This is a genomic window from Leucobacter salsicius M1-8 (assembly GCF_000350525.1).
Taxonomy (GTDB): Bacteria; Actinomycetota; Actinomycetes; order Actinomycetales; family Microbacteriaceae; genus Leucobacter; species Leucobacter salsicius.
This window is the reverse complement of record NZ_AOCN01000025.1, coordinates 25,302-51,562: the sequence shown is the minus strand read 5'-3', so window position 1 is coordinate 51,562 and position 26,261 is coordinate 25,302. Positions and strand designations below refer to the sequence as shown.

The following is a 26,261-nucleotide window of genomic DNA, read 5'->3' as shown; positions in this document are numbered from 1 at the left end:
GCCTGGGGTACCTGTTTAATGCCCGGCATGTCGACTCTGCAGGATCTTGCTGGACAGTTATGGTGAGCCCGTTGAATGAAGTGCTGTAGGCGGAATATAGGAGTTAAATTGCCCAGGAATGTTGCGGTTCTTGTCGGTAACGGTCTATCGGTCGCGTTCAACCGCGAACTAAGCCTGCAGAGCATCACCGAAGAAGTACTTCATCGAATCCGCAAACTTGATGGCGACGATGTGGTGAAGGCTATGAAGGAACTCGCTGACCGCGTACTCCCGCATGGTGCGAACTCAAATGAGGATTTCGAGATCCTCGTTGGCGCGCTAGGCGCAGAATCTCGAACTCTTGATGTGCTCAACACGCTTGCAGAGCTAACTGAACCAGAGGATGAGCTCCTCCGAACATCGATTAAGCAGGTCGCAGACTTCGCAGAACAAGTTCGGGACTCTGGGGTTGCTCACGTACTCCAAGTCATTGCTGAGAGGTCACGTGCCTACCAGGATGACTCTGAAAACCTGCATGCACTCACTCAGAGCATCATCGATTCACATGGCGGTGATGTAGTCATAGCTAATCTAAATTACGACACGCTCCTTCTTTCAGCGTTGCTCCAGACCTGCAAACAAGAGATGGCCGACATGGGTCACGGCATGCAGCACGCAAAAGTCAAGCTCGGAAAACTTGGCGAACATCGAGTCCAGAAGTTACGACTAGAGGCAACTGACTTCCCCATTTCTCGGAGAGTGCAGCTCCTCCATCTTCACGGGTCCCTTACGTATTGGACAAAGCCGGACCGCTCGTTGCAAGTGAAGCTTGATCGAGATCTGGTGAGGGGCCCTCACGTATGGAATGCAATCCGGAACAAAACCTCAAGAATCCGGCCCGCCGTCGTCCTCGCTGCTCGTCGTGACAAGGCCGAGCACGTGGCACAACAGCCTTTTGCTCTGGCTTACGAGATGTTTGTGAAAGGTCTAGTTAATGCAGATCACTGGTTAATCATCGGTTACTCATTCCGCGACGAGCCTGTCAACGCAAGACTTCGTGAAGAGTTCCTAAACCGCGCCGATAAACCGAAAGTTTTAGTTGTGACCTATGGTGATGACCCTGAACGCCACAATGTCGAGCGCGCGTTTGGCTGGGGTGCTGAGGATGAAGATAATGACTGGCTTACGATCATCCGCACCGGCGCAGATGGAGCCGAAAAGACCCCAGAGTGGGCGATGTTTACCTCCTAGCAATCACTCACCCTGCACGCACCTCACCCACGACTCGCCCACCGCACAGTGGGCAGGTGGCCACAGTGCCAGTCGCTCCCGTAGCGTCTCGAACCCGGCGCGGCTCCACCATGTTGAACACAGGCTCCGCGCCTCCCACCACCCGGTGCTCCTCTAGAAATCCGCACTCCTGGCACGTCATCGAGTAGGCCTGGGCACCACTCACCGCCGGATCCCCGCCCACGCGTCCTGCGCGAAATCACCAGTGATCGTGTGGCTAACTGCGATGAGCACATCACCATCAATAATGATGCGATCGGTGTATTGGTGTTCCGCACTCTGCCCCTGCGTAAATCGCGCTTCTGCGCCATCCGCAGCAACCTCCTCGTAGACCGAGTCGCGCAGTGCCGCCACCAACTCCGTTTTCGCAGCCTCGTCGATCACCGCAGCGCCGAGATACGCGAGCGCGCCGGTACCGGTAATCCCCCAGTTGCAGTACAGCTGCTGCTCGCCGCCACGGAGCGTCGCCATCGTCATCGGGCCGATCATCCCGGCGAGTTGTGCTTCCGCGTCGACGCCTGGATGCGCTTCGAGCCGAGGATCGTAAGTCTGTGCCGTCACCAGCGGCAGAAGTTCCTCGCACGTCGCGGGGAACACCGTAGACATCGACTCTTCGGCTGGCTCCGCCGGTACCTCGGGCGTCTCAGTGACCGCTGCCGGCCGCGGGGCCCGCGGCGTTTCTGACACTGGCTCGGCAGCACAACCGGCGACGGTGGCTGCGAGAACCCCAAGCAGGATCGGAACGTAGACGCGACGACGGGCACACATACCTGCCAGCCTATCTACGTCAACCAGCCGGTCATCCTCACGCGAGCCGCTCCGGATGAAAAACCCATCACCTGCTGTGCCGTCTCGATTGCCCCTACTGAAGCTGTCCGCCCCAGCGCTACTTCCCCCTTAGACAGCTCTCCCCACCCACTCCCGCACCCGGCGTACGTCGACGCCAAGCAGCCCCGCTGTCGAGTCCGGCCTGATAAACAGCCGACCGTCACGCTCCCCCGGCCGCCATTCCCAAACTCCTGGCCCGCGCGCTCGACCAAGATCGTCGTCAATCCAACAGAGACGCTCCGCGCCGGTCTGCTCGACAAGCATTTCTGCAGCCCCGTATTTCCACCAGCGCGAGGTCGCCGGTGTATGCGAGGTCGTCGGTGCGAAACCAAGCTCCGCCTCGCACCCGGCCGTCGGATATGGTGCCCGCAGGAGGTCGAGGTCGTCGTAGCCGATGGCCTGCTCAAACTCATCGAGCAGCCCCGGTTGCGCCAGCCACGTTGTAAGCCAGGCACCGCGAACGCCGGGCGTCGTGAGTACCTCGCGCAATCCATCGACGACATCCCAGCGCCATTGGACGTAGTAACCGCCGATCTCGCAGTGAGGGAAATACTGCGCCGGCTCGACACCGCGTCTTCGAGCCCTCCCGCCGGAATCGTGATTGAGCACGCCATCGATGTCGAGGGCGACGACCACGCGGGCCCTCACGCGAGCCGCTCCGCATGGAAGCACAGCGTCTGCTGCTGCGCTGTAGCTATCCCCCGCACGTCACCTTCGTCCGCAGCGACAGGCACGGTGCACGAATGGTACGCGGCTACCCCGCACTCCGGGCAGCGGCGGCGAAGCGGGCCGGCGTACGCCTCGTCCTCAGCTACAGCGACCAGCGCCAGCGCCGCGTTCACAGCACTCCCTCGCCTAGCGCCACATACTCAATCCCCACGACCGAGCTGGTTTTTCGCACCGTCCCGCAGTAGATCGACCCGGAGCGCTCGACCATGTCACGCCGTTCATCTGACCAGTAGACAAAAACCGCGCCAGCGTCAGGGCCGATTCTTGCGCTCCATGAGACCAGCTCAAGCGCTTCCCCGTCGCCGTGGAGCTCGATCCCCGGCAGCCCGTATTCCGGATCAACCGGAGCCTCACTGCGCCCGCGCACCATTGTCGCCGAGCCGTCCTCAGCTACTGCGACGCGGTAGACCGAGCCCGAGATCGTCGTCACTACCCACAAACCCGGCGCAGCCTCCGCACCCTCGATGACCTGAATTGGCGTCCCACCTGCAACCATCGCTCCCTCTCCCGCCGCCAGACCGTCCAGCGACACGAGTAACGAATGCGCGGTCAGCGGGTGTTACGCCACCGCCCGCTCCGCCGCCTGCTTCGCCCGCTCGTCGTCGATCCCGGCCCGGCGTTGCAGCACACCAGATACGCCGGCGCGCAGCGCAGACCTCTGGGCGAGCGTGGCCTTCGAGCCAATCTGCGCCCACGCATCCGCCACCTGCCCCAGCCACGGCTTCACCTCCGCCAGCACAGTAGGCGCATCGCCGATCCGCTGCAGAACTTCGACGGCTACTTCCTCCGGCGTGCGATACGCTCGGATGCCGCCAGTGGCCTGATCTGCCGCTTTCCTACCAGCCCGCCGCGCAGCATCTGCCACCGCCCGCCGTTCATCTGCGGCAGCCTTCGCGCCACTCCGCTGAGCGACCTCGGCCAGCCAGTCAGTCATCGGCTGGTCAGCCGCGCGACCAGCCAGCCACCCACGGGCCACGGATGGGCGAGCCGGAGCGCCAATCGCCTTTGGCCAGGCCGCCAGCAACTCAAGATCGGCCGCCAGTGCGCGGCGGCGGCGGGTGGCCCGTTTAGGATCACGCAGCTCCCGGCCGATCTGCCGCGCCTCCCGGGCTCGCGGCATCATCGCATCACGCACAGCAGTCGGCCATGAGCCAGAGACCGCCGCACCAGCGTGCGTCCAAACGGGTGAGCCAGCAGCGGCCAGCGCGTCGGCAAGAGAGCCAGGGGTCGGCGCGGTGCCCGAGGTCACCCACGCCACTAGTTCATCTGCGTCACCAGCCCAAGCGAGTTCGGCAGCGTAGCGCTCGGGGCGGTAAAGGGCGCGGAGGCGGAACGCCCGGGTGCGGCCATCGCGAAGTAGTTTTTCGCCGCAGAGGATTCCCTCGCGCTTGAGAATGTTAATCACGTTCAGAGCATTCTGCTGCGACGTACCAAGCTGGGTTGCGAGCCACCTGCTACTCACGATGATGTGCGTCATCGTCTCTAGTCGCGCGGCCTCAGCGACCCAGGTCAGTCCGATTACGACGATGGCTCGACGGACGATCTCCTGGCGTCTCTGCCCTACGCCGGGGTGTGGAGCCACCGCCAGTCCGAGCATTTGCCGCGCCGCGCGCGCCGTGGCCGGGAGAGAGTGGGCGGCGGCGCGCTCCGCGGCTAGCCGGGCTGCCGCCGCGCGAACGCTAGCTAATGAAAACGACTCGTTCTTCAACACGATTTTCTGCGCGTAGTACAGATCCACCGGAGACAGGTCAGGCATCCGAGCGCCAGCCCACGCCACGGCTGCATAGAGCAGAGCGTCGCCCGAGGGATAACGGTGCGCAGCCCCAGCGAGCCAGGCGCGCAGCGGAGCAGTGTCCACGGTAAGACCTCCAGGTTTAGTGTGACGACAGTTGTCGAACCAACTTTTTCGTTAGCGGAGCGGCTCGAAAAAGGGTTCGTTCGTAATTACGGGCGGCGCCCCGCAAGCCGGTAGGCGCTGCCGGGGCAAGCGAGCACCGAGGTCGGCAGACCGAAGGCAAGCAGGACGGCGAGCTCCCGGGCTTCGCCCTCCCGCTGCGCCGCCGCAGATCGACAGCCGACAGGGGCGCAGGGCACAGCGCGACGGAGGCCGACACCGTATCGGCGGGCAGACCGTGGGACGAAGCGACAGACAGGCGTAGGTGACGGGGCGGAGCCGTGGTGCCTTTGGGCGGGGCGGGAAGGCGAAGGCGAGGGGCTGTAGGCGATGACGGTAGGTGCAGGGGTGACGGACAACTCGATATTCATACAGCTCTTCAGATAGTTCACTATCCACCTCCTCCCTCCCCTACTCACCCACGCCGACGCCACACACGGCCGCCGTCAGAACCGCCATGCGACGGCATGGAATCCTGCGGGCGGCTGCGGCACCCAGCTGTCACTACTCGTGACGAGGCCAGAGCCGCCGGGGTTATTCGACTCGACGATCTTTAGCGACCCATCAGGATTCACCCCGGTCACCAGAACGGTATGCACACCCGCGATCCACGCGTCCTCTGCCCCGACGGCGTGATATTGAATTACGTCGCCAGGCACGGCCGCCGAAACGCTGTGTCGCGTCGCCCCGACATAGTTGTCGAGCACCGTTCCGCTACCCGTCCAGCCCCCGCCACCAGCATTGACCCAGCGCCTGGCCGACTCAACGCATTCACCCGCTGCACCCCATCCTGTCAGCCGAATCGTACCGACCTCGGCGTATGCCAGCTCTATCGCGGCCCGCCAGTCATAGCTCGGCTCAGCGACGGCCGCGTCGGGCACGATCAGCGGCAGATCGGCCGGTTCAGTGTCGGCCGTAACCAGCGTCTGGGGTAGCCCAATTTCCAGGCACTCGATCTCGTACGAGGGAGCGGCCTGGGCTGCATCGGCCACGCCAGCCAGCGGGAAGGTCAGGCCAGCCACGAGGGCGATAGCGGTAGCGATCTTCATGGTGCTGCTCTCTCTGCTTGGCGTGGCTGACTTGCGTGGCTGACTTACGCCGCCACCGGCTGGTCGGCTGCGACCTCGACAGCTTTTTGCTTTAGACGTGTTTCAATTTTGCTGCGGGTAGTGCCCGAAAGCTCTGCGGCTCGGCGCTGCCCGACTAGGCCAAGGTCGAGAAGCCGGATCGCGTAATCCAGGTCAGCCTCATCCGGCTGACGCTCCGGCAGATCGACGGGCGGTACAGGCCGGGGCTTCGGAGCTGCAGCGACCTTAGCGGCTGCAGGCTTTGCGACTGCAGGCTTCACCGGTGCGCTGGCCTGTACGGCGGGCGCTGGCTTCTGGGGCACCGGCGCGACGCGGCGGGTGGAACGACCGCGCTTCGCCAGCTTTGGCGGTGCCATAACCATCACCATGATCTCGGAGGCGGCGAGCACAGTCAGCGGCATGGCCGCCGAGATCACGACACCTGTGACCGTCTCCGGAGTCCAGACGCCCCTAATCGACCATGCATGCACAGCCTGCGCGGCGACGGACACAAGCGCGATGACGAGTAGCGAAAGCCCCGGTAGCACTGCACCGAGACCACGTGCGCGTAGACGCAGACGACTGATGGCAGCCACGATTGCCATCATGTCGATCCCGAGAGGCAGGCAGAGGGCTATCGCTGGCTCCAGCCCCAACCAATCGGTGCCGATTGCATACAGCGAGCGAGCGCTCACGACGAACGCCGCACCGGCGACAACCCAGAGCCCCAGGATGATAAGCGTTTGCATCCCGCGCCCCTCAACGTTTATATAGCGCGGAAGCTTCGGCGCAACTGCTGCCTCAATCTCGGCTGGAGTTTCGGTGCTCATAGTGCCTCCTCGGGGCTGGGTACTTTTGGCCATACAGCCATTTTGTAAGCGTTCACTTGCAATTCTATGACAACCCTGTTTAAATTACAAGCAAGCGCTTACAAAAAGATGAAGCGCATGAGCGAAAGGCCCATTATGAGCACCGAGACACGGCACGAGTGCCACCCAGAGTTCGCCGCATACGACACGGAGGCGGAGGCAAAAGCCGCTATCGTCGAGGGGCTGAGCGAGCAGGCCGATAGCTTCGGCATCGACCTCGCCGATAGTGACATTTCGCCGGACGACGTAGTCGCAGCAGCCTGGGATCTCGACCCCCTCTACGCGGAGGCGATCTCCGAGCTGGACTGCGATTGCCGCAACGAGTATGACCCGGACGCGGACCCCGTGCACGGCAGTTTTTACGGGATCCTCACCTCAAATTTCCACGAGGTCGAGAGCCGTCATTTCTCACACACCCCGACGGTCGAGGAGCTGATCTAGCCATGGACACACAAACCGCGCGGGATCAGGTCGTAGACCTGCAGGTTGCACTCATCGATCTCGTCAGCTTTGAAGCCGGAGCCCCCGGAGCTGAGGTTCGCGAGACCCTCCCTGACGCTTCCACCCTCGAGACCTGGCTCCGCGACCGCGACCAGCATCCACTCGACGAAGCGAGCGCCGAGGTGTGGCTCGACAGGATCGCGGAAGCGGGCCTACTCCCCTAAGCCCCACACCCAGCCGGTGCCCTCGCCGACTAGCTCCGAGGCCTCCAAAGACCAGAAAGCCCCCGACGACCAATCGGGGGCTTTCGCAATTCTGCGCGCGGATTATTGCGCGCTATTCATCAGCCTTCGCACGCCGACCACGCTTCGGAGCGAGCGCCAAAAACTCGTCCCTGATGGCGCGAATCTCCTCACCTCGCCAAACTTGCGTCCGCAGGAGGATCCCTATTGGCGCCGGAAGCAATTGGGCGCGCTCGGAAAGTGGTAGCTTCTGCTCCCACTCACCATCGGTGCCTCTCTCTCCGTACCCCCGCCCCCCATGCGTCTGCTCGTGCGTGAGGACATTAAGTACGGATCGCTTGATTTTGAGCTCCTCGCAAACGTCCTCGGTCGAGAAGTATTTTCCTCCCGTCAGCTTATGGAGCAGTAGCGCACCGTTTGGGCCGGGCACCTCCGGATCATCGGGGTTTTGGGCAGGCGTGATTGGGGTCATGTCGAAATTTTCTCAGATTCGCCAAAGATTTACAAGCGGACGGTTGCAATTTAATAATGGACCTGCTTGAATATTTATTACAAGCGAACGCTTACATATCTCCGACACGACACCAGGAGTCACATCATGAGCATCATCACCCTCTCCGAGATTCGCCAGGCCGCGCGCTACTACGCCGGCCACCGCGTCACGAAATCGGTCGCCTACGTCGCCACCGCCTCGCTCGTCGCGAGCGCCGCCATCGGCGTCCCGCAGCTGGTCGCCTCGCACGCCGCACAGACCGACCGCGTCGCCACCGTCCACAGCCAGATCGCCGGCCAGCTTGACACTGCCAAGACCGCTCGGGCGACTCTCGCGGAGCAGATCGCTGACGCAGAGAAGGTGGCGGAGCAGGCTGGCAAGAAGGGTGCGCTCCCGGAGAACAACGGCCTCCACGGCCTCCGTCAGGCCATCGCCGATGCAGAGACACAGCTCGTGGCGCTCGACGAGCAGACCACCGTGACCAAGAAGGCCAACGCCAATAAGGACAGCACCTCATGGTTCCCCCACGTAGTTGGCGCACAGGCTGACGACCTCGCCGCGGCGTTCAATGATCTCCGCGCCGAAACCGTCACCACGGGCAAGACCGACCTCAGCGAGATCACCGACACCGTCCGCGCGGAGATCGCACAGAAGGCCACAGCAGACAAGCAGGCCGCGGAGGAAGCCGCCGCAGCAGCCACACAGGCCGCCGAGGAAGAAGCAGCCGCCGCAGCCGCACAGGCAGCCGAGGAAGAAGCGGCAGCAGCCGCCGCACAAGCAGCAGAAGAGGAAGCGGCAGCTGCCGCAGCACAGGCAGCCGAAGCCGACGCGCAGCCGCAGTACGCGCCACAGGCTCCGCAGCAGACTGCGAACGTCGGTAACGGTGGCGGCGGTAGCTGCCGGGCGCAGGCCGAGGGGCTTGTTGCGTCGCTCTCCGGGGCACGCGTCGTCTGGGCCGACCTCGGGGTCTACGGAATGGCCGGCGCCGGTCAGGTCATGCTTTTCGCGCACGACAACACGGCGACGCTGTCCTCCGGCACCGACGATGCCTTTTGGTGCACGCCTGCCGGTGGCTACGTGGCAGCTCATGAAGCCGCGCACGTTCTCAATGACCAGCGACTCGACCGCCTCTGGCCCGCCGGATACACCTACCGCTCAATCAGCGACGCGGCCGAAACCGCCGCAGACTGCATCGCCAACGGCTGGGGTTACACCGGAGGCGCAACCTACGGCTGCGACGCTGCGGGCCAAGATATGGCCCGCCTCATCCTCGGCTAACGCCTCTCCCACACAGTCCTAATAACCGCGCATTCGATAACAGGAGGTACCTATGAAAAAGAAGACGTCAGTCGCCATCGCCGTAACCGGTGCGCTCATCGCCGGGGCGGCGGCGACGGGCGTGATTTTCCACCAGCACAACCAAAGCGCCGTCGCTTTTGATGAGGCGCACACGAAGCTCGCCGAGAAGGTCGGGGCTGTCCAAAATGAGCGCGACACCGCTGCCAAAGATCTCACGGAGGCAAAGGCAATCCTCGACCGCGCTTCTCAACCGGGTGCGCTCGCGCAGACCGCATCCCGCGCCGACCTCGATGTGGCGGTTGACCGTGCGATCGATCAGTTTGCAGAGTATGACGATCTACTCGCTGAGCCAGAGAAGGCGTTGGCAGAAGCAGAGGGAGATCGGCCCTTCTGGCGAGGTGACCTCGATGCCGCGGCAGAAACCTTGCTCGAGCAGTTCTACGCGCTCAGTGCTACAAACACACCGCGGATCAGCCTCGGGCCAGTCAGACCTGTCCAGGCGGAGCTAAATCGCACCGCCGACATCGTCGCTATCGAAGAGAAGATTGCATCCACGCCCGCAGCACAGGACAGCTCCGGCTCGTACCGCCCCGCCGCGGAGAAGCTCGCGACGGATGCAGGTTTCACCGTTCACCAGATCTCACCTTCAGCAACAGTCTGCGGCGGCTACCCGGTCTCCGATCAGGCGGCAGCCCTGGTCTGCGCCGAGAGCGGCCCTGAAATTTTCATAATCGACGGCCGCACCGAGGCCACTGACCCCTACCTCGATGCGGCGATCCGGCATGAGATCGCGCATCAAATGATTTTCCAGCGCTGTGGCACCGCCAACCCACCTGAGGCCGGCGACCGTTTCGAAGCCGTGACTCACTCGTACGCCGAACTCTACCTCGGCGCCGACCGCGCACAACTCGACGCCACCACCAGCGACGAGTACACCATCACACCAGAATCCGACGCCGCCGCCCGCCAAATCCACGACGCCGGCTGCGCTGCCTAACCAAGGAGAAATGAACTGAAATGTGCCAGCCAAAATCACGCGGCGGCCGCCGCTGCACACCTCACACTGCGCAAGCCGTCACCGCCGCCACGGAGGCTATCCACGCGGCTATCGAGCGCACCGACGGTAGCCTCGCCCAGCGTGGCGCAGCCCTTGACGCAGCGCTTGTTCGGGGCCGTCTCGCTCACAGCGCGATGGCCGACCGCGAGGCAGAGGTGATCGCTGAGCTTGGGGCCGAACCAGAGACCGACACAACGCCGCGGCAGGAAATGCTGCGCCGCCACCGCGAGCTTCTCGCTGATGCGCGTGAGCCGTATGAGGAGGCCGTTCGCGAGGCGGAGGACCAGTACGCCGAGCTGGTTGAAGCAGCGCCCCACGGTAAAAAATACGACCTCCGCGACTTCTCGACCGGGATCACAGCCCGCGAGTCACTCGCCCAGAAACTGCTCACGGAGCATCCCGAGTGGTCCAGGCCAGGCGCGACACCGGCCGGCGAGATACGCGCCGCCCGGGAGGCGGAACGCATCGCTCACGAGAAAGCAATGCTCGTCGCGCCCTTGGTTAATCCGGTGAATCTTGAGGCCCTTTCAGCCGCTCTCGCCGAGGCGGGGATGGCACCCGCAGAAACTGCACCTCACGACCGTGGGGCGTGGCTCCACCGCCAGACCATCGCTGCCGAGGCTGAGGTTGCGAAGCGGGGACGCCGCTCTACGCAGGTCGGGAGCACCTTCGTTGTCCGCCCGCCGCACGGAGCGGGCACTGTGACATTGATCCGCCGCCCATCAGGCTGGGCGCTCTGCGACTACTCCGAGGGCTATGACTCCCGTGCTGCGATCCCCGGCCTCCACGCGGCACCGCGATTCGAACGCGCGGTGGCGGAGCCAGCGCCGGTTGCGCCGGTCAGCCCCACACCGGGCTTCTTCGAGCAGCTTTTCGGTGCCTAGAACCGCCCTATGAAAGGAAATAACATGTCCTCAAAACCCGCCCGCCGCTTGCTTGCCGCAGCGGCCATCGCCGGAGCTACGTTTCTGCTCGCAGGATGCTCGACCGGCGACGCTGCACCACCTACCGGCTCCCCGGACACCCCGGTCGAGCAGACCGATGACGGCGTGACGCGCCAGGCAGCGCACCCCGATTCGATCCGGCAGTATGCCGAGACGCTTTACCCGGGCGTTGAAGGAACAATCTACGTCCCGACCGAGGCCGACTACGACCGGCTCGAAGCTGCGCTGGCAGACAAGCTTGGCTGCGGTGAGGTTGTCTCGTGGGACGGCGATCTACAGTGCCCCGACGGTTCGGAGAACGAGCATGCCAAGCGCTACACCGTCTCCCCCACCGACACCGCAAATCTTGGTCATGAGTACGACAAAGGCGGCTTCGTTATTTTTGCCGGAGGCTACGAGCTGACCGGCGAGAACGGCGACCCGGTCTCCGGAGCCGGCGGGCTGTATGACCCCGAAACCGGCGCGCTCAAATCTCTCAACTGAGAACAGAAAGGACCGACCATGAAGAAGATTTACCCTACCCTCGCTGCCGTGGCGCTCGCCGGCATCGCCCTTACTGGCTGCTCGCAATCGGCGGCGCCCGACCAAACTGCCCCAACATCACCCGCCGAGACCTCCGGTAGCGACGTAGCACCCGGCGAGCCAGCGCCTGGTAAGGGCACACCGTTCTCGCCGGCCGCAGCAGACCAGAAGGCGGTGCAATCTGCGTGGGAGCAGCTCGCTGACGCCTGCGATCGCATGGATATTACCCGCATAGGTGGCGGGCTGGGCGAGCAGTTCGTTTGTGACCCACGCGGTGCATTCGAGGTGACCGGCACTGACCTCGGCGAGATCCAGTTCCGCGACGAATGGGCTGCGGACGGGTACGTCTACTGGACGGCTGGTTCGCCCACTGCCTCCGGCCCCGACCCGTACGACGACGAGACCGTCGAGCAGCGGCTCACTGGCAGCCTCCACCCGCAGAGCGGCACGGTCACTCTCGTCCGCACAGGTATGTGAATGTGGGTTAACGGCTGTAAGCCCCGCTGAGTCATGCTGAGTCAGCGGGGCTTTTATTGTTTCAGCCGCGGGCTAGTAGTTAGGGCTTATCCCCACTCATCAGTGGGAGGCGAGTAGGTCGGGCATCCACCGTTGGTTCCACCATCGGGAAACCATCCAGCAGGGGGCGGCGGGCAGGTGACCCCACCGGAGCCAGCACCGCCACCACCTGAGCCTGAGCCTCCTCCACCGGAGCCGCCACCACCTGAACCTCCACCGCCGGAGCCGGCACCGCCACCTCCACCTCCACCACTGGAGCCGCCGCCGCCTGAGCCACCTGAGCCAGTCCAGCCGCCGCCACCATTTGAGCCGCCGTTGCCGGTCCAGCCGTTGCCGCCATCACCGTAGTCTGAGTAGCCGCCGCCGTACTGCGCGGCCTGCTCAGCGGCGATCGCAGCCTCGGCCGCAGCCTGCTCTGCGGCCACCGCGTTCGCGTGTGCCTGGGTAGCTGCAGTGGCAGCGGTGACGTACGCCTGGATGCGGTTCACCGTGATCTGCGTCCGGTGAGCTTCGGACAGGGTCACAGTGTCCCCCTTGGAGTCCTTCGACTTCGGGGTGATGGCACCCTTCTCATCAGTGAACGCCTCCGCCTTGGCTACATCGCCGGCGGCCTTGGCTGCGGCCGTCACCTTGGCGCCAGCGTCGCCTGCCTTAGCCTGGGCCGCGACGACTTCCTTGGCCTGAGCCGGTAGCAACTTCGCAGCGCTGTTCAGCGCGGGGAGAGCTCCAGCCACCGCGTCGAGCACGGCGTCGTTCTGCTGCTGTTCATCGGCCAGGAGCGTGTTGGCGGCATCGAGCTTCGACTTGGCTCCCTGCGCCAGCTTCTCCGCCGCCTGAACCTCGGCCTTCGTGACCTGGTCTGCAGCGACAGTCTCAACCGCGTATATGTTTTCCGGCGCCTCGGCGACCGGCCAGGCCTGTTCGGGCAGAGCCCCGATCCACTGTGCGGGAAGTTCTGCGAGCTGCTCCTTGGTTGCGCCCTTCTTCCAGGCGTCCATTTCCTTCAGGAACTTTGCCTGGTCGTCGTCGAGCTTGGGCAGTGCCTCCGACAGCTTCGCTGCGGCCGCGCTGAGCTCCTTCGTCTGCTTCTCGCCGATTACGGAATTGTCGGCCTTGCTGAGGGCTGCAATGTCTTCCTGCAGTTCCGTCGCCTCAGCCAGCTGGAACGCTGTGAGAGCGTCAAGCTGATAAGCCTCAACCTGTGCCTCGAACGCCTTGATGTTTACGGCATTTGTGGCCTCGATAGCCGAAGTGTACGCATCAACCTGTTGCTGGTGCATCAGCTTCGGGCCACCAACCACTGCGACGACGGCTGCTAATACGACAACCCCACCAGCCACGAGGAGAGCAATCTTTTTCCTTGAACGGGGCTTGGGTTCGGAAACGTCAGCCCGAGTAGCCAGGTGCGAGGCTACAGCTCCTGCCTCATCCCTAACAGGGCCCGCCGCGCCCCGACTGGCAGCTTCGTCATCGTAAAAGTCTTCGTCCAACTCTGAATCGTCATGGTTACCCAGTGTCATTTCGAAGCCTCATTCAACGTAAGCATCGCCGCTCCCACCTGTGTTCGCGGGTTTCCGCTGGCAACGGGAAGGTAGAGAACCGGAAGCATGTCTGGTGCGGGGTAGAGGTCACGACTCGTCATCACGATATCTTCTACCTGTTCGAAATAATTGCGATCTTCCTTGGACATCCAATCAATCGACATCCCATAACCCACGCCGATCCTTGATTCCAGCTCCACTCGTCGAGCATCCCATTCTCGAAATCGGACGATGGCGCGATCTCGTTCTGCGTTATGAAGTTCTGCCTCCGCCACGGCCTTTTCGTAGTCAGCAAGTTGCACAGTGTTGTGCTTACGGTCAGCGCCACCCAACGCAAAAGCAGTGATCACGCAGACAATGGTAGTGACAACGAGGGCAAGAGTGATTGCCCAGCCAACGAGTGAGGCGACCGATCCGATAAACCCGTCACCCCACATCCCCATACTCCATCTACTTACCGCCAACGCCACAACGACAGCCGCGACGGCGCCAACTAACCACAGGACCCGGTCAGACTTAGACGTTTCACGTTTTAGCTTTGGTTTCGCTGGCACGATCTCTTTCAGAACTCGCGGCCTCTCCCCAATCGCGGCATCCTCCCAGAGGCTTCCGGGTAATTCATCGACGATTGCGTCGCGGTAGTCTCGTACCCTCAACACCTTTAGCGCTGCACGCTCCCAGCTGAGATACAGTCGCCCTTCATCGCTTTGTCTCCATTGCGCGAATTGCCCCCTGTTTATGGAGTCTAATTTTTGGCCGTTCTCAATGAGACGATGATCGATTTTCTCCAACCCTTGATGAATAGCTTCAAGAGCTCGTATTTGCACTGCTTGGTTATTGATCATCGAGTACTGATTGGCAATTTGCGCTTCCTGCTTTTCGACAATCTGACTAAAGCCCTCCTCGATCAGCTCATTCTGCTGTTGTGCGAGCTCCATTGCTTCTTTATGATTTCGTCCTTGCGCCACTGATTGCCCAACCACGGCTCCGACGGTTGCACCAGCGAGCCGCGTATGCGCCCGTGCATTCGCATTGGTAGAGAACGCGAGATCGTACATCGATGGACTTTTGCCGGCCATTAGCATCCTTTGCATCAGTTTTCGGCTCCCCTGGCAGCTTTGCGTGAGCGTCACGCTGCCGAGCATGTAATCTGAGAATACCCAAGAAGTGCAACCCTTTGCACTTCTGTGTTTGGGTGTGAATCAAATGTGCGACTATTGGAGGCGAGCGAGATGAAGTGGGGGTCGCATGAAGGAGGAAGCGCAGCTAGCGCTCAGAGATCGACTTGCGTCCCTCCGTGCCCAGAAAGGGCTAACTCTCGATCAACTCGCCCTCGAGGCTGGAGTCTCACGCCGAACCGTTGCTGGTATCGCAGCAGGCCACGTAGTCGGCAGTCTCGAGACTTGGCTCCGCATCGGTCAGGCGCTCGAAGTTTCCTACGACGAGCTTCTTGGTGGGATCCTCACGGACTGATCCTGGGACCGCGCATTCGATAGCCATGACTATCGAATCAACAAAAATCACGACCTCAATATCCGAGGCGATACATTGTCACGCCCGCCGACTCGCAACGGTCATCCTCCCGACTGAACCCCTAAGCGAAGCAGCGGAGATCCTGGCTGATGCGATGGCAGTACACGTGATCGAGGATCACGACATGTCTACCGGCACATCTCAGCGCACCACCGTTTATGACCTCATTACTCGGGAAGCGACAGAAATCGCATCTACGCGTGACCCTTCCGAGCACATGCTTGTCCGGGAATGGTGCAGCGAGCGTCTCGCCGAATTATGGGATGACTACTTACCACCATCTGCATAAATTGCTCCCGCTCCCCTATCTATGCCGCAGCGACCATCAGCTCGTCCCAACTCGTGAGACACCGCTTGCTCAACAGCTCTCGCTTCATCTCCCAGCCGGGCGGTGCCTTCATCCCACCGAGGCCGACCCCGACCGCCGTCGTGGCGAATTTTCGGTTGATTACATCGAGGGCTTGCCCCACGCCGCGACCCTCGAACTCGGGTTGAAAGAGCGGGAGCGGCTGCACCCCGTCGGCCTGCCGTAAGTCAGTGAGCACTACCCCCGCTCGGGCGTACCTAATGCCATCGTGCGGGAACAGTTTCGGCAGCAGCGCACGCGCCGCCTTCGTCAGCGTGATCGGGTCGTCGGTCGGAACACTGAGCCCGACTGATGCCTGCGCGGAGTGCGGGACGGTTCCTTCGTCCGCCCAGCCGGTCATTGCCCACGCGGAGAGGTGGCCGGCGAGCGATCCCTGTGCTCGGAGACGGGCTGAGACTCGCTGCGCATACAGCGAAATGACCTGCTCCATCTCGGGCTCGGTCGTGATCTTCTGGGCGAAGCTGCGGCTAAAGATCAGCTGATCCTTCACGCTCGGCGGCACCATTTCTAGCGGGATACAAGAGTTACCGCGCAGCTCCAAGGTGATCCGCTCCATATTCACGTTGAACTTCTTCCGCGCCCACTTCGGATCGAGGTCGCGGAGGTCACGCGCACTGCGCACATTCATTGCAGCCAGCCGCTTTCCTGTCCGCCCAGCGATGCCCCAGAGGTCAGTCACCGGGATGCTGTCAAGGATTTGAGCCATCTGCTCTTCGCCGTAGCGCCCCAGATGAAGAACGCCTTCCATATCCGGCGTGCGCTTGATTCCGAGAGCGGCTACCTTAGCGAGCGATTTGGTCGCCCCCATCGCCACCCGGACGGGTACGCCGGTGAGTTGCCGAACTTCACGCCGAATCTCTCGTCCGATCTGCTCCAGCTCAGCCGGAGTACCGCGCAGGCCGACGAAGCTCTCATCGATCGAGTACACCTCTTGCCAGGCGCTGTACCGCCCGATGATCTCTACTGGTAAGTCCGATTATTGAAGAGTGCACTTTTCGCGCATCGTTCGTCGATGATGCGGAGGTCACGCGTGAAGGGTGTTGGCGGGCCTGCCTGAGCTTGGTAGGTGAATATCACCGCCGAGCAGCCGAAAGTGCTCACCACCAAGGCGGTGCGGGATTCCGACGTCGTCATCACGATGGGCTGTGGCGACGCGTGCCCGTTCTTCCCGGACAAGCGCTACGAGGACTGGAAACTCAACGACCCCGCCGGGCAAGGCATCGATGCAGTGCGCCCGATCCGCGACGAGATCGAGGGTCGTATCGAAACACTTCTCGCGGACCTGATCGCGCAGTGAACCCCATAGAGGGCTCCTATCCTTCGTCCGAGCGCGGTCGCGTCGGCGAAGTGTCCTGGGCGTTCGCGAAGCTCGGCATGACCTCATTCGGTGGGCCGGTCGCGCACCTGGGCCATTTTCGCGAGGAGCTCGTGCCACGTGGAAGTGGGTGAGCGACGCGCAGTACGCCGCACAGATCACTCTCGACGACGCGCGCCCGGACCGGGCTTGAACCATTCGTCCCGCCTCTCCTCCTGCTGGTAGATATCGGGGACACCGTCGCCGTCGTCATCCACGCTGTCACGCTCTCCGATTCGCCAGTACTGCCGGTTGCGGATGCCGAGCACGATCGCTGCCAGTACGGCGGCGATCACCGACGCGGCGAGGATCGCCGCCTTTGCGTAGTCGTGGGCCGCCGCCCCCGGTGCGAAGCTCAGCTCGGCGACGAGAAGCGAGACCGTGAACCCGATCCCGGCGAGCAGGCCGACGCCGGCCATGTCGACCCAGCGCAGCGCCGGGTCCAGGCGGATTCGTCCGAGCGTCGTCACCAGCCAGGTTGTGAGGACGATGCCCAGGGGCTTGCCGAGCACGAGTCCGGCGACGATGGCGAGGGTGACTGGGTGCAGGGCGGCCTCCCGGATGCCGTCTGCTCCTCCGAGGGAAACTCCGGCGGCGAAGAAGGCGAACACGGGCACGGCGAAGCCTGCGGACAGAGGTCGGAAGCGGTGTTCGAACTCCTCGGCGAGCCCCGACTTCTCGCGCACCTTCTCCTGGGCGCTGGCACGATGCAGCACGGGGATGGTGAACCCGAGCAGCACTCCGGCGATGGTGGCGTGGATGCCCGAGGCGTGCATGAGCGCCCAGGCGATCCCGCCGATCGGGAGGAGGATTAGCCAGGCGGCTAGCGGTTTCAGGCCGAAGAACTCGCGGTAGCACTGTGCGAGGAAGCCATAGACGGCGATGACCGAGAACGCGGCGACGAGCGGGACGATCTCGATGTGATCGGTGTAGAACACCGCGATAATGCTGATCGCCAGGAGGTCGTCGACCACGGCGAGAGTGAGCAGGAAGATGCGCAGGGCGCTGGGCAGATGCGAGCCGATGATCGCGAGGACTGCGACGGCGAAAGCGATGTCGGTCGCCGTCGGGATCGCCCAGCCGTGCGAGAGCTCCGCGTCGCCCCGCACGATCAGTGCGTAGAAGAGCGCGGGCACGGCGACGCCTCCGCACGCAGCGGCGATCGGGACGATCGCGGTGGAGAACTTCCTCAGGTCTCCAGCGACGAACTCGCGCTTGAGCTCGAGGCCGACGAGGAAGAAGAAGATCGCCAGCAGTCCGTCGGCCGCCCATGCCCCGAGGCTCAGGCGCAGGTGCCAGGGTTCGTAGCCGATCTCGATGTCGCGAAGGGCAAAGTAGCTCTCCGCGAAGGGAGTGTTCGCCCAGACGATCGCGATGGCAGCGGCGATGACAAGCAGGATGCCGCCGACGGTCTCCTTGCGCAGGAGGGACGCGACGCGGCGGGCCTCGGCGAAGCTGCCGTAGCCGGGGAATGTACGAGGAGAGTAAGTCATAGAGTCCAAACGATGAAGGTGGTCAGAGGATCGCCGCAGCGACGAGATCGTCGAAAGGGGATGCCGGGAAGGTCTCCCAGTCGATGGTGAGGTCCGACCAGAAGCCCGAAGGGGAGGCGAAGACTTCCTCGAGGCGGACGGCGAGGAGCTCCGGGTTCCGGCAGCCGGTAAGGTCAAGCGTCAAGCACTGCACGTCGCGCGCACGGTCGCGCTCGAGATCGGCGTGCAGCCGGGTCGCCAGCCCCGACGGGACCCGGACCCGCAGCGATGCGGGTAGGCCCTCAGGACGCAGCACGGCCAGGCATACCCGGCGCACGCTCGGGTGAGCATCGAGACAGGCCTTCAGCCCTTCCACGCCCGCGTGCCGTGTCGCACGCCCTTCGGTGCGGGAGCGGCACGCAGACAGATCCAAGCCCCAGAGCAGGCCTCGCGGGCGTTCCCCATCGGCCAGTTGTTCCGCGGGGAGCAGTGACATAGGGTCGCCGCGGACGAGAGCAGAGGCGGTCACGGGTGGTCCTTCCGGGGTCTGGTCGATCTTCGCCGCCGACCAGTCTTCCCGGCACACCTCGTCGCCCAGCGTGAACCGGACGACGAGCACCAACTCTACGCCGTCACGGGTGCGCTGATCCACGCCTCGCCGACGTCGCGAGTTTCGAAGTTCTGTTCGCCGGGAGTAGAGTCGATGCCGGCGTGTCGGGAAGTCTGGTCGACCCATCTCCAATCTCGGAGGCGGAAGATGACTCGGGGGCAACCATGGACACACGCACGGGCCGCATCGCCCTCGAGCAAATTCAGGGGAAGGCCCACCGCCTCGCCGCGCGCCTGCGCTACATCGCAGGCCACGCCCCTGCCCGGATCGCCATCGTGGTCTTCGGCCTGGCCACAGCCCTGTTCACCACCCTGCTCACCCTGCCGATCTCCTCTGCGAACGGGAGGGCCACCGCGCTGCCCGACGCCCTGTTCACGGCCGTCTCCGCCGTCACAGTCACCGGCCTCACCACGGTGGATACGGGCGATCACTGGTCGATGTTCGGGCAGGCCGTCATTCTCACCGCGGTCCAGACCGGCGGGCTCGGGGTGGTGACTATCGCCCTGCTGCTGGCGATGATGGTCACCCGCAGGCTGGGCATCTCTGGGCGCGTCTTCGCCCAGTCCAGCATCGGGGCCGACGGCATCGGGACGGTTGGGCGTCTGCTGCGCGTGGTCGTGCTCACGACCCTCGTCATCGAGGGCGCGCTCATGCTCATCCTCATCCCCGCGTTCATCGTCGCCGAGGGATCCTTCGGAGAGGGCCTGTGGCACGGAGTGTTCTACTCGATCTCCGCATTCGCCAACGCCGGCTTCTCCTCCCACACCGGCGGGATCGCGCAGTTCGCAGGCAACGGTTGGATACTCACCCCGCTCGCATTAGGGGTCTTCGTCGGCAGCTTCGGATTCCCCGTCTTCCTCAACCTCATCCGCGTGAAGTGGACCAGGCGAAAGTGGACACTGCACACGAAACTCACCCTCATCACTACCGGCGTCCTCTTCGCTCTCGGCGCGCTGGCCTGGTGCGGCACGGAGTGGACCAACGACCAGACGATCGGGAACGAGCCCTGGTACGCCAAGATCGGCCACGCGCTGTTCGCCTCGGCGATGCTGCGCTCGGGCGGGTTCAACATCGTGGACACCGAGGCGATGACGCCGACGACGATGCTGCTCTCCGACGCGCTCATGTTCGTCGGCGGCGGCTCCGGCTCCACCGCCGGCGGAATCAAGGTCACCACCCTCGCCGTGCTCTTCCTCGCCATCTGGGCCGAAGCGAAAGGCACTGAGCACACCAACGCGCTCGGCAGGCGCATCCCCAACGCCACGCTGCGCCTGGCCATCAGCGTCGTCTTCCTCGGCGCGACCCTCGTCCTGGCAGCCACGGCGCTGCTGACGACGGTGAGCGAGGCGACCCTGGACCGGATCCTCTTCGAGGCCATCTCTGCCTTCGCCACCTGCGGACTATCCGTGGGGATCTCATCCGAAGTCGGCGCATTCGGGAAATACGTGCTCTCCGCGCTCATGCTCATGGGGCGAGTTGGACCCATCGCCCTGGCCTCGGCGCTCGCCGTGAGACAGAGCAGAGAGCTGTACCGCCTGCCGGATGAGCGGCCCATCATCGGCTGAGCACAGCGTGCGTCGTCCGACGAAGCGCCCGACTAGTACATTTCCACGAAGCGGATCACGTCGTGCACGTAGAAGACCTGCCCGTGGGCGGTGTAGCACGTGCGGGCGGGGCCAATGCTCGGAACCGCGTCACGGGGACCTGAGCACACAGGGTGGGCTTTCATGAGCATGTGCTCCTCGAAGGCGGGATATCTGCTGCCGAGATGCTCGCGCAGCTGCGCCTCGCTGTAGCCGAGGCTGCACTCGGGGTCGACGACCAGTTGAACTGGTGATGCGTCATGGTCGCTCCTCTTCTTCGCGGGACTCATCTAGCGCGACCCAGACTGACGCCGGGTACTGCTCCAGCCCTCGGAAGCGCGGAGGGCGCTCGATCCGCTCCAGCGCGTCGAGGTTCGGGAACTTCGACAGCGCGAGGGCGTAGCGCTGCTGGGAGACCAGCACCGCCTTGAGTAGCGACCTGCTCTCCGGGGGCATCCTGGCCAGGTCGATCGCCCTGAGCTCCTTGTCGCGGACGCCGGTCTTCTTGGCCTGGATCCTGGACGACCGGTGCTCGGGGCGCTGGGCCTGCGCAGGGGTGGGGCCGACGTACTCGGCTAGGCGGTCGAAGTACCGCCACAGGGCGTAGTAGTCCTCGGCAGACCAGTCGGCCTGGTCCTCGTAGTAGATACGGTCGGTCACGGGGCTGCTTCTCTCGGCGTGCTCGTGGTGCTTCCATTGTCGCCCAGGCCCGACGGATAGGGTCATGGGCATGGAGTATGAAGAGCAGGGCAGCGTCGACGGCGTGCCCGTGCACGTGCCCACGGACGACGGCTACACGACGAGCTCGGCGCGAGGATCGCATTCGTCTGCCCGCAGCACGGGGGTGCAGAGCCTGGTCAACCCGTTCGAGGGCACGCGGGGCTGAGCGCCGCTCAGGCGGCGGGAAGCACTGCCCCTGCACTTCGAACGGGCCGCCCTTTAGCATCGGTTCATGACCACTCAGCTGAATCCCTACCTCACCTTCGCGGGTGATGCAGGTCGACTGGGCGGGCACCCCGATGCGCCTGACTGATCCGATCACGAGGCAGCACACGAAAGTGTCAGTGTTTGTTGCGACGCTGCCGTATTCGGGGCTCGTGTTCGCGTACGGGACCCTCGACGAGAAGATGCCGGCCTGGCTTGAGTGTCACCGGCGAGTATTCGAGTTCCTCGGTGGTGTCCCTCTGATCGTAGTGCCCGATAACGCGTCGACGGCATCGAACCAGATCTCGAGTAGTTCGCGTGCGCGGGAGGTGAACCCGGCCTATGCCGAGTTCCTCGAGTATCACCAGACTGCTGCGGTCCCCGCCCGCGCCTACCGACCCCGCGATAAGGGCAACGTCGAGGCTGGGGTGAAGGTCGTCACGAACTGGGTGATCCATTTTCTGGAAGGCCGAGTGTTCGTCACCCTGGATGACCTGAACGCTGCGATAGCTGAGCAGGTCGAGGTCATCAACTCTCGAGTGCCGTTCCGGGGCGAATCACGCAGCCGCCGCGACTGGTTCGAGGAACTCGAACGCGCAGAGCTTCTCGATCTCCCGGAACACAGGTGGGAGCCGGTGGTGTGGCGTAAAGCGAAAGTACATCGGGACTGGCACATCCAGATCGACACCATCAAATACTCGGTCCCGTACGAATTCGCAGGGCTCACCGTCGACGTGCGTATCATCGGTACCCAGCTCGAGGTTCTCGCTGCGGCTGAAGTGATCGCCATGCATCAGCTCGGCGTGCGAAAGAACGGGTACGTCACGAATCCCGAGCATGCGCCCGCCCATCTGACAGACACAACCGGGCTCTGGACACGTGCCTACTTCACGAGACAGGCAGCCAAGGTCGGGCCTAGCACCGTCGTCGCGATCGAGCGGCTGCTCGATGGGCGAAAGATCGAGGCGCAAGGCTTCCGCTCCTGCATGAATATCCTTGATCTTGGAAAGAGCGGCAACCGCATGCTCCTCGAGCAGGCCTGTACCCGGCTCATCACCGACGAGTACCGACAGATCACTTACACCGCGGTGAAACATGCTCTGACTGCGGTTCGTGCTGAACAAGATGAACGGCCGCGCAGCACTCCAGCAGCTGACAGAACATCAACGCCGGCGCCGGTCAGGCCGACTGGGCGGGATACCAGCGGCGCCTACCTCGCAGGCGCGGAAGCATTCAGTCTCGACGCCCTCACCCGCAAAGAGACGGGAGACGCGTCATGATCGACCTCCACCTCACCACCGATGACATGCCCCTCTTCACCAAGCTCCGAATGACGGCGTTTGGGGAAGCGGTGATCGAGATCGCGAACGACCCCGCCTGCGACGAATGGACCTTCTCGCAAAAGATCCAGCATGCGCTCGAGAAAGAGACCGCCGCAAGGAGCGAACGCCGAATGCTGAAACTCTTGAAAGCTTCCCGCACTCCGAACCCCGCCGCGTGTGTGGAAGACATCCGCTACCTCGACGGGCGCACCCTTCACCGAGACGTTGTCGCGAGACTCGCGGCCTGCAAATGGATCGAGCAGACCACAAACCTCCTCATTCTCGGTTCATCAAGCGTGGGCAAATCGTATCTCGCGCAGGCGCTGGTGAACGCGGCATGCCGGCGCGATTACACGGCCGCCTACTATCGGCTCGATGACCTCGCGAACCAACTCGCCGTCTACCAGCATCACGACCCCGCAAGGCTCCGGTTCCTTGAAACACTCCACTCGTGTGACGTGCTCGTTCTGGATGACTTCTTGACGACCCCGATCACGAGCGAGACCGCGGCCGAACTCCTCAACATCCTCGCCGCCCGCGAGGGACGAGGCTCGACCGTCGTGACCTCGCAATTCGACCCGCAAGACTGGTACAAATCGCTCCACGACGCGGTAATCGCGGAGTCAATTCTGAACCGGATCGTCTCGAACGCGGAACTCGTGCAACTCGGCGGCCCCAACATGCGCCGCCACCTCGCCGACGACACCGCCAACTGAGCCAAAAGTGCGAGCGCGCAACCGCTTCCAGGTACGCGCGCTCGCACTTCCCGATCGTTACATCAACGCTTCCCAATGCACCGGCTAAACACAATCAAGCCTTGCTCCTCCCAATAAATCAAAAGCCTTTTAAAAACCTATCCTGCTTCTTGCGTATTCTCTAGAGCTTTCGAGGTTCTCCAATTTCCGGCTATTCCTACAACCCATTTACAAGGCTTGGCGACGTCAACAATGCGCGGAGCTGCAATTCGCGGCGAGACCAGCACACCCTTCTTTTGGCAGAGGGCAGCTTGACCTTGGCGGAAAGGGCGCGACGTCAGAACAGCCCGGCGTGTACATAAAATGTGCACACACTGCAATCTAGGCAGCTTTAGAAGCACGTACAGCACAACAGCAACGGCCGTGGAGGTCGGTCCAGACTGTAGGTAAACAAAAAACGATTGAACCGCACCTTTGAACCTGCATCAGCGCTGCGTGAAATACCACCAGGGTTCCGCATCTACAACGAAACCCCCGGCAAGACCGGGGGTTTCGTTGCGACTCCAGTAGCTGAGGCGGGACTCAATCCCGCGACCTCACGATTATGAGTGGTGCGCTCTAACCAGCTGAGCTACTCAGCCATACTCGAGCCGAAGATTAAAAGAATCAGAGCCCGAGCCAGGATTGAACTGGCGACCACTTCCTCAACATGGAAGTGCCGCGAGTTTTGCTCAGGCGTTCTCAGCAAGACCGCTTCTCACGTTTTGCGCATAGCTCTCGATGCTTTCCATGGGTCCCACGTTATTCAAAGACGAATTTGCAGATCGGGGTTTTTGGATTCTGTCCACATTTAATCCGTTCGCCGCCGATCGTGCATTTGATTTCACTTCTGCCGGGCTTGACTCAGGACGCTAATTGCAAGACAAGAAGACCCGGTCAAGACCACCTGCACGTGTAGGACGCTTGAGATAAAGGCTCTAGCTCACGGCAGCTTGCACAAGGCTCGCAACCACTCCGGGAAATTCATCAAATGAGTCGATCACAACATTCGCGCCGGAGGCAACCAATACTTCTACTGGACTGTACCCAGAACTCACTGCTACTGGAATATACCCAGCTTCTACCGCACAACACATGTCATATGCAGTGTCCCCTACATAGATTGCAACAGCTTCATCACCGCGAAGCTGCCGAAGGGACGCCACTTTGTCAGCAACCGGAGCCGCCACACTAGTCAAGACCTCCCCAATTCCAAACTCAGCAATATCGTTGCAAACAGACTTCTCACTAGCTGCTGAAACTACTCCCATACGAGCCCCTTCTCTGTGGAGCTGTTGAAGGGCTGGAAGTCCTGCTCTCGGAGAAGTCCTGTTGTGCTCCATAAAGGAGTTCCATTCCGCTTCTGCCTGTTTCCAATCAGCTACCCTAAGCCGTGTAAACATCGTTTCCATTGGCAACCGAAACTCTTCACCGAACTGTTGGGCGTCGAGAGCAGGAAGACCCCTGGACGTAAGTGCAAGATTCAATGCAGCATGCGCTCTATCTACATCTCTTGCCACAGTCCCATTCCAATCAAAGAGAATTACGACCTCGCTGAATTTCATGAGCCCACTCCATTCAGGATTTGAGTAATTCTCTGCTGCGGAATCGCCTCTCCAGTAGCAAGGTCGAACGCCAAGACAGACCCAGGCCGGGCAAAGACCGTTACCCTTTCGCCAAGACGTGGCGTTTCAGCAACCGAACACCGAAATGCAATGTCCTCGTTTCGTGCGGTGTGAATCTTCACGACTCGATCCGGGCCGGCTGGCTCCACAAGGCCCACAGTTCCTTGCACGGCCCAAGGACTGGTAATCATATCCTTGCTCAGGGTGAGCTCCTCCGCCCGAACGCCAAGCATCAATCGTGTTCCGGCAGGAAAACTGACGCCTTCGAAGGCCGAGCTTCCGTCCGAGGCCAACGGGAGCAGATTCATCGCAGGCGAACCAACAAATGACGCCACGAAGCTAGTTCTTGGAGCAGAGTAGAGCTCATCTGGAGTGCCAATCTGCTCGATCTTTCCGCGGTTAAGCACGACGATGCGATCCGCCATAGCCATCGCATCCAGCTGATCATGCGTCACGTTGACACCTGTTGCCCCTTCATCACGAAGCAGACCCGCAATCTCCATACGGAGTGTTTCATGAAGTTGCGCATCCAACCCTGAGAGCGGCTCGTCAAGAAGCACAGTGCCAGAAGAACGCGCCAGCGCGCGTGCGAGTGCCACTCTCTGCCGCTGCCCGCCCGACATTTCCCTGGGCTTTCGGCTCAAGAGAGGCTCAATCTGAAGACGAGATGCGAGAGAACTAGCTCTCGCATCAGCCTCGGCCGAACTAAGCCCGAGACCGTGTTTTAACCCAAGAGTGATGTTTTTCATGGCTGAGAGGTGCGGGTACAACGCGAAATGTTGGAAGACGATTGACGTATCTCGTTTGTGTGGGGGCACTCCGGCTTGGTCCACTCCGTCAAGAAGTACACTGCCTGAATCTGGCTGTTCGAGTCCAGCAATAATTCTCAGCAGCGTGGATTTTCCAGATCCAGAAGGGCCGAGTATCGCCAGCTGCTCCCCGTCACTTGCCTCAATCGTGACGTTGTCAAGTACTTTGATGTCGCCAAATGATTTGGTAATTCCGGTTAGGGAAAGGTGGGCCACG

At 62.4% G+C, this 26,261-nt stretch carries 30 protein-coding genes, 1 tRNA gene and 1 pseudogene; 15 read left to right on the top strand and 17 right to left on the bottom strand.

Features of this window, described 5'->3' with window-relative positions; translation table 11 throughout:
* Positions 1 to 108 precede the first annotated feature (108 nt).
* On the top strand, positions 109 to 1,230 hold the full coding sequence (locus tag C795_RS0112245) for an SIR2 family protein (protein WP_198008474.1): 1,122 nt from the start codon (positions 109 to 111) through the stop codon (positions 1,228 to 1,230).
* 201 nt (positions 1,231 to 1,431) lie between these two features.
* Here the strand turns inward: C795_RS0112245 and C795_RS0112240 are convergent, their stop codons facing one another.
* The 6 genes from C795_RS0112240 to C795_RS0112210 all read right to left on the bottom strand — a co-directional run bounded on the left by C795_RS0112240 (position 1,432) and on the right by C795_RS0112210 (position 6,617).
* Positions 1,432 to 2,037: a hypothetical protein gene (locus tag C795_RS0112240; RefSeq protein WP_017794044.1), complete on the bottom strand. Its 606-nt coding sequence runs from the start codon at positions 2,035 to 2,037 to the stop codon at positions 1,432 to 1,434.
* Positions 2,038 to 2,166: 129 nt separating this feature from the next.
* Positions 2,167 to 2,745: an HAD domain-containing protein gene (locus C795_RS0112235; RefSeq protein ID WP_026139648.1), complete on the bottom strand. Its 579-nt coding sequence runs from the start codon at positions 2,743 to 2,745 to the stop codon at positions 2,167 to 2,169.
* 190 nt (positions 2,746 to 2,935) lie between these two features.
* Positions 2,936 to 3,322 carry a hypothetical protein gene (locus C795_RS0112225; protein ID WP_017794041.1) on the bottom strand — a complete coding sequence of 129 codons (387 nt, stop codon included), beginning with the start codon at positions 3,320 to 3,322 and terminating at the stop codon, positions 2,936 to 2,938.
* A gap of 63 nt (positions 3,323 to 3,385) precedes the next feature.
* A complete protein-coding gene (locus C795_RS0112220; RefSeq protein WP_017794040.1) occupies positions 3,386 to 4,684 on the bottom strand; it encodes a hypothetical protein in 1,299 nt (432 codons plus the stop codon).
* A gap of 482 nt (positions 4,685 to 5,166) precedes the next feature.
* A complete protein-coding gene (locus C795_RS0112215) occupies positions 5,167 to 5,769 on the bottom strand; it encodes a hypothetical protein (RefSeq protein WP_017794039.1) in 603 nt (200 codons plus the stop codon).
* A 44-nt stretch (positions 5,770 to 5,813) separates the two neighbouring features.
* Complete coding sequence (locus C795_RS0112210) at positions 5,814 to 6,617, bottom strand: DUF2637 domain-containing protein (RefSeq protein ID WP_017794038.1); 804 nt, start codon at positions 6,615 to 6,617, stop codon at positions 5,814 to 5,816.
* 117 nt (positions 6,618 to 6,734) lie between these two features.
* On the opposite strand from C795_RS0112210, the gene C795_RS0112205 reads away from it, so the two are divergent.
* Together C795_RS0112205 and C795_RS0112200 are read left to right on the top strand one after the other, a co-directional pair.
* Positions 6,735 to 7,097 (top strand): hypothetical protein, encoded by a 363-nt coding sequence (locus tag C795_RS0112205; protein ID WP_157487121.1) that lies wholly within the window; start codon positions 6,735 to 6,737, stop codon positions 7,095 to 7,097.
* Positions 7,098 to 7,099: 2 nt separating this feature from the next.
* A complete protein-coding gene (locus C795_RS0112200; protein WP_017794036.1) occupies positions 7,100 to 7,321 on the top strand; it encodes a hypothetical protein in 222 nt (73 codons plus the stop codon).
* A gap of 112 nt (positions 7,322 to 7,433) precedes the next feature.
* Here the strand turns inward: C795_RS0112200 and C795_RS0112195 are convergent, their stop codons facing one another.
* On the bottom strand, positions 7,434 to 7,811 hold the full coding sequence (locus C795_RS0112195; RefSeq protein ID WP_157487120.1) for a hypothetical protein: 378 nt from the start codon (positions 7,809 to 7,811) through the stop codon (positions 7,434 to 7,436).
* A gap of 126 nt (positions 7,812 to 7,937) precedes the next feature.
* Here C795_RS0112195 and C795_RS16680 point away from each other — a divergent pair, with 126 nt between their 5' ends.
* The 5 genes from C795_RS16680 to C795_RS0112170 are packed head-to-tail and all read left to right on the top strand — an operon-like array spanning position 7,938 to position 12,131.
* Positions 7,938 to 9,110: a hypothetical protein gene (locus C795_RS16680; protein ID WP_020380567.1), complete on the top strand. Its 1,173-nt coding sequence runs from the start codon at positions 7,938 to 7,940 to the stop codon at positions 9,108 to 9,110.
* A 52-nt stretch (positions 9,111 to 9,162) separates the two neighbouring features.
* Positions 9,163 to 10,128 carry a hypothetical protein gene (locus C795_RS0112185; RefSeq protein ID WP_017794034.1) on the top strand — a complete coding sequence of 322 codons (966 nt, stop codon included), beginning with the start codon at positions 9,163 to 9,165 and terminating at the stop codon, positions 10,126 to 10,128.
* A 20-nt stretch (positions 10,129 to 10,148) separates the two neighbouring features.
* On the top strand, positions 10,149 to 11,072 hold the full coding sequence (locus C795_RS0112180) for a hypothetical protein (protein WP_017794033.1): 924 nt from the start codon (positions 10,149 to 10,151) through the stop codon (positions 11,070 to 11,072).
* 24 nt (positions 11,073 to 11,096) lie between these two features.
* Positions 11,097 to 11,615, top strand: coding sequence for a hypothetical protein (locus tag C795_RS0112175; protein WP_017794032.1), 519 nt, complete (start codon positions 11,097 to 11,099; stop codon positions 11,613 to 11,615).
* Between the two features lie 18 nt (positions 11,616 to 11,633).
* A complete protein-coding gene (locus C795_RS0112170; protein ID WP_017794031.1) occupies positions 11,634 to 12,131 on the top strand; it encodes a hypothetical protein in 498 nt (165 codons plus the stop codon).
* A gap of 86 nt (positions 12,132 to 12,217) precedes the next feature.
* On the opposite strand, the gene C795_RS16675 is transcribed toward C795_RS0112170, so the two are convergent.
* Both C795_RS16675 and C795_RS0112155 read right to left on the bottom strand, forming a co-directional pair.
* Positions 12,218 to 13,510, bottom strand: coding sequence for a hypothetical protein (locus tag C795_RS16675; RefSeq protein WP_017794030.1), 1,293 nt, complete (start codon positions 13,508 to 13,510; stop codon positions 12,218 to 12,220).
* Between the two features lie 176 nt (positions 13,511 to 13,686).
* Positions 13,687 to 14,790 carry a hypothetical protein gene (locus tag C795_RS0112155; protein WP_157487119.1) on the bottom strand — a complete coding sequence of 368 codons (1,104 nt, stop codon included), beginning with the start codon at positions 14,788 to 14,790 and terminating at the stop codon, positions 13,687 to 13,689.
* A gap of 169 nt (positions 14,791 to 14,959) precedes the next feature.
* On the opposite strand from C795_RS0112155, the gene C795_RS17875 reads away from it, so the two are divergent.
* Positions 14,960 to 15,184, top strand: a complete 225-nt coding sequence (locus C795_RS17875; protein ID WP_017794027.1) for a helix-turn-helix transcriptional regulator — start codon at positions 14,960 to 14,962, stop codon at positions 15,182 to 15,184.
* Positions 15,185 to 15,209: 25 nt separating this feature from the next.
* Positions 15,210 to 15,533: a hypothetical protein gene (locus C795_RS17285; RefSeq protein ID WP_157487118.1), complete on the top strand. Its 324-nt coding sequence runs from the start codon at positions 15,210 to 15,212 to the stop codon at positions 15,531 to 15,533.
* Between the two features lie 19 nt (positions 15,534 to 15,552).
* On the opposite strand, the gene C795_RS0112145 is transcribed toward C795_RS17285, so the two are convergent.
* Complete coding sequence (locus tag C795_RS0112145) at positions 15,553 to 16,566, bottom strand: DinB/UmuC family translesion DNA polymerase (RefSeq protein WP_083879275.1); 1,014 nt, start codon at positions 16,564 to 16,566, stop codon at positions 15,553 to 15,555.
* Positions 16,567 to 16,677: 111 nt separating this feature from the next.
* Here C795_RS0112145 and C795_RS16010 point away from each other — a divergent pair.
* Positions 16,678 to 16,908, top strand: a pseudogene (locus tag C795_RS16010) (arsenate reductase/protein-tyrosine-phosphatase family protein); the annotation flags it as partial.
* A 176-nt stretch (positions 16,909 to 17,084) separates the two neighbouring features.
* On the opposite strand, the gene nhaA reads toward C795_RS16010, so the two are convergent.
* Both nhaA and C795_RS16670 read right to left on the bottom strand, forming a co-directional pair.
* Positions 17,085 to 18,458 carry a Na+/H+ antiporter NhaA gene (gene nhaA, locus C795_RS0112135; RefSeq protein WP_017794024.1) on the bottom strand — a complete coding sequence of 458 codons (1,374 nt, stop codon included), beginning with the start codon at positions 18,456 to 18,458 and terminating at the stop codon, positions 17,085 to 17,087.
* Between the two features lie 22 nt (positions 18,459 to 18,480).
* On the bottom strand, positions 18,481 to 19,089 hold the full coding sequence (locus C795_RS16670) for a hypothetical protein (protein ID WP_017794023.1): 609 nt from the start codon (positions 19,087 to 19,089) through the stop codon (positions 18,481 to 18,483).
* A gap of 122 nt (positions 19,090 to 19,211) precedes the next feature.
* Here C795_RS16670 and C795_RS0112125 point away from each other — a divergent pair, with 122 nt between their 5' ends.
* Complete coding sequence (locus C795_RS0112125; RefSeq protein ID WP_017794022.1) at positions 19,212 to 20,612, top strand: TrkH family potassium uptake protein; 1,401 nt, start codon at positions 19,212 to 19,214, stop codon at positions 20,610 to 20,612.
* A 32-nt stretch (positions 20,613 to 20,644) separates the two neighbouring features.
* Here C795_RS0112125 and C795_RS17710 read toward each other — a convergent pair whose 3' ends face one another.
* On the bottom strand, positions 20,645 to 20,776 hold the full coding sequence (locus C795_RS17710; RefSeq protein WP_269570020.1) for a hypothetical protein: 132 nt from the start codon (positions 20,774 to 20,776) through the stop codon (positions 20,645 to 20,647).
* 112 nt (positions 20,777 to 20,888) lie between these two features.
* Complete coding sequence (locus C795_RS0112110; RefSeq protein WP_017794019.1) at positions 20,889 to 21,290, bottom strand: hypothetical protein; 402 nt, start codon at positions 21,288 to 21,290, stop codon at positions 20,889 to 20,891.
* Positions 21,291 to 21,360: 70 nt separating this feature from the next.
* Here C795_RS0112110 and C795_RS17280 point away from each other — a divergent pair, with 70 nt between their 5' ends.
* From C795_RS17280 to C795_RS0112095, 3 genes are all read left to right on the top strand, one after another.
* The gene (locus C795_RS17280) at positions 21,361 to 21,516 is read left to right on the top strand and encodes a hypothetical protein (protein WP_157487117.1); all 156 of its coding nucleotides are present in this window, start codon (positions 21,361 to 21,363) and stop codon (positions 21,514 to 21,516) included.
* A gap of 82 nt (positions 21,517 to 21,598) precedes the next feature.
* Positions 21,599 to 22,834 carry an IS21 family transposase gene (gene istA / locus C795_RS0112100; RefSeq protein ID WP_269570028.1) on the top strand — a complete coding sequence of 412 codons (1,236 nt, stop codon included), beginning with the start codon at positions 21,599 to 21,601 and terminating at the stop codon, positions 22,832 to 22,834.
* Positions 22,831 to 23,592 (top strand): ATP-binding protein, encoded by a 762-nt coding sequence (locus C795_RS0112095; protein ID WP_017794016.1) that lies wholly within the window; start codon positions 22,831 to 22,833, stop codon positions 23,590 to 23,592. Before istA ends, C795_RS0112095 begins: the two co-directional genes overlap by 4 nt.
* A gap of 546 nt (positions 23,593 to 24,138) precedes the next feature.
* Here the strand turns inward: C795_RS0112095 and C795_RS0112090 are convergent.
* The 3 genes from C795_RS0112090 to C795_RS0112085 all read right to left on the bottom strand — a co-directional run bounded on the left by C795_RS0112090 (position 24,139) and on the right by C795_RS0112085 (position 26,260).
* A tRNA-Met gene (locus C795_RS0112090) sits at positions 24,139 to 24,212 on the bottom strand.
* A 336-nt stretch (positions 24,213 to 24,548) separates the two neighbouring features.
* Positions 24,549 to 25,175: an HAD family hydrolase gene (locus tag C795_RS17015; RefSeq protein WP_083879273.1), complete on the bottom strand. Its 627-nt coding sequence runs from the start codon at positions 25,173 to 25,175 to the stop codon at positions 24,549 to 24,551.
* Positions 25,172 to 26,260 (bottom strand): ABC transporter ATP-binding protein, encoded by a 1,089-nt coding sequence (locus tag C795_RS0112085; protein WP_017794015.1) that lies wholly within the window; start codon positions 26,258 to 26,260, stop codon positions 25,172 to 25,174. The genes C795_RS17015 and C795_RS0112085 overlap by 4 nt, the downstream gene beginning before the upstream one ends.
* Between the last annotated feature and the right edge of the window lies 1 nt (position 26,261).

Coding starts and splice junctions, on each gene's coding strand:
- C795_RS0112240 (WP_017794044.1), bottom strand. CDS start 2,037: ATGTGTGCCCGTCGTCGCGTCTACGTTCCGATCCTGCTTGGGGTTCTC.
- C795_RS0112225 (WP_017794041.1), bottom strand. CDS start 3,322: ATGGTTGCAGGTGGGACGCCAATTCAGGTCATCGAGGGTGCGGAGGCT.
- C795_RS0112215 (WP_017794039.1), bottom strand. CDS start 5,769: ATGAAGATCGCTACCGCTATCGCCCTCGTGGCTGGCCTGACCTTCCCG.
- C795_RS0112210 (WP_017794038.1), bottom strand. CDS start 6,617: ATGAGCACCGAAACTCCAGCCGAGATTGAGGCAGCAGTTGCGCCGAAG.
- C795_RS0112205 (WP_157487121.1), top strand. CDS start 6,735: ATGAGCGAAAGGCCCATTATGAGCACCGAGACACGGCACGAGTGCCAC.
- C795_RS0112200 (WP_017794036.1), top strand. CDS start 7,100: ATGGACACACAAACCGCGCGGGATCAGGTCGTAGACCTGCAGGTTGCA.
- C795_RS0112195 (WP_157487120.1), bottom strand. CDS start 7,811: ATGACCCCAATCACGCCTGCCCAAAACCCCGATGATCCGGAGGTGCCC.
- C795_RS16680 (WP_020380567.1), top strand. CDS start 7,938: ATGAGCATCATCACCCTCTCCGAGATTCGCCAGGCCGCGCGCTACTAC.
- C795_RS0112185 (WP_017794034.1), top strand. CDS start 9,163: ATGAAAAAGAAGACGTCAGTCGCCATCGCCGTAACCGGTGCGCTCATC.
- C795_RS0112180 (WP_017794033.1), top strand. CDS start 10,149: ATGTGCCAGCCAAAATCACGCGGCGGCCGCCGCTGCACACCTCACACT.
- C795_RS0112175 (WP_017794032.1), top strand. CDS start 11,097: ATGTCCTCAAAACCCGCCCGCCGCTTGCTTGCCGCAGCGGCCATCGCC.
- C795_RS0112170 (WP_017794031.1), top strand. CDS start 11,634: ATGAAGAAGATTTACCCTACCCTCGCTGCCGTGGCGCTCGCCGGCATC.
- C795_RS0112155 (WP_157487119.1), bottom strand. CDS start 14,790: ATGGCCGGCAAAAGTCCATCGATGTACGATCTCGCGTTCTCTACCAAT.
- C795_RS17875 (WP_017794027.1), top strand. CDS start 14,960: ATGAAGGAGGAAGCGCAGCTAGCGCTCAGAGATCGACTTGCGTCCCTC.
- C795_RS17285 (WP_157487118.1), top strand. CDS start 15,210: ATGACTATCGAATCAACAAAAATCACGACCTCAATATCCGAGGCGATA.
- nhaA (WP_017794024.1), bottom strand. CDS start 18,458: ATGACTTACTCTCCTCGTACATTCCCCGGCTACGGCAGCTTCGCCGAG.
- C795_RS0112125 (WP_017794022.1), top strand. CDS start 19,212: ATGGACACACGCACGGGCCGCATCGCCCTCGAGCAAATTCAGGGGAAG.
- C795_RS17710 (WP_269570020.1), bottom strand. CDS start 20,776: ATGAAAGCCCACCCTGTGTGCTCAGGTCCCCGTGACGCGGTTCCGAGC.
- C795_RS17280 (WP_157487117.1), top strand. CDS start 21,361: ATGGAGTATGAAGAGCAGGGCAGCGTCGACGGCGTGCCCGTGCACGTG.
- C795_RS0112095 (WP_017794016.1), top strand. CDS start 22,831: ATGATCGACCTCCACCTCACCACCGATGACATGCCCCTCTTCACCAAG.
- C795_RS17015 (WP_083879273.1), bottom strand. CDS start 25,175: ATGAAATTCAGCGAGGTCGTAATTCTCTTTGATTGGAATGGGACTGTG.